The sequence below is a fragment of the Pseudomonas sp. FSL R10-1350 genome (assembly GCF_009600525.1).
Classification (GTDB): domain Bacteria; phylum Pseudomonadota; class Gammaproteobacteria; order Pseudomonadales; family Pseudomonadaceae; genus Aquipseudomonas; species Aquipseudomonas helleri.
The window spans coordinates 1-844 of record NZ_WIVR01000162.1; the positions used below are offsets into that span (position 1 = coordinate 1).

Genomic DNA, 844 nt, shown 5'->3' on the forward strand with positions numbered 1-844 from the left:
GCACACCAAAATAAAACAGCGTGCACGGCTTGTTGTCAGCGGACCAGCCAGGGACGATTTGCAACAGCTCAAGCCCCGCCTCGCTCAACTGATTGGCTTCGCTCAAGTCACTCACTTCCTTGATTTCTCCGATATGGGCAAAGCTCATAAGTACTCCTTAACTTGGTCATTAGATGCGACCAGCGTAGCGCATCAGCCAGTCAGTCAGGCGGCCGGCCGGGGGGGCCTTTCTATTCGTTATGCTCTCCCGTGTTGCTAGTAGCAACAACCGGTCGAACGATATTTTAGCGGCTAAAATCCGGCGGCGGCTCGAGCCCGCAATTTCATGACTGTTCGAGCTGAAAGTCCCCCAATGTCCTCGCCATGAAAAACCAGGCACGCCCGGTGCGACTTGGTTTCAGCGTCCCAATCCTCCAGGTCATCGATCAGGAAGGAGTGCTTGCCTAGGTACGCTGCCGCCAGGTCAGCGGCTAGGCGGCGGGCGGGTTCGCCCGCCGTTTCGAAAACCCAATCCAGAATGTCGCTCATCTGCTGGGCGGGGGCCCGGGGTACAACACCCTTGGCCTGATCCTGGACGAATGTGTTGTAAAGCTGTGCGCCAACCTCGGGATCTTCTGCCGGGTTGCCCGGGCAGAGCCTGGGCTCCCAGGGAATCAGATACATCGATTGGCCGAGAACGTCCTGCAGGACGTAATCCGACGGCTTTACCAAACGCTGCATGAGATGGCTCCTTAAAAAATCGCATGGTAGCGCATCCCGAGCAGCCAAAAGCTGCTCGGATAAACCGCCACCTCTGGTGGCGTGAACAGCCTGACAGACGCCTCCCGAGCCCACGAGACGCTCA

Annotated in this window: 1 protein-coding gene; it reads right to left on the minus strand. The window is 57.8% G+C overall.

Features of this window, described 5'->3' with window-relative positions; genetic code table 11:
- Nucleotides 1–291 precede the first annotated feature (291 nt).
- A complete protein-coding gene (locus GHO25_RS25645) occupies nucleotides 292–720 on the minus strand; it encodes a hypothetical protein (RefSeq protein ID WP_153393382.1) in 429 nt (142 codons plus the stop codon).
- Between the last annotated feature and the right edge of the window lie 124 nt (nucleotides 721–844).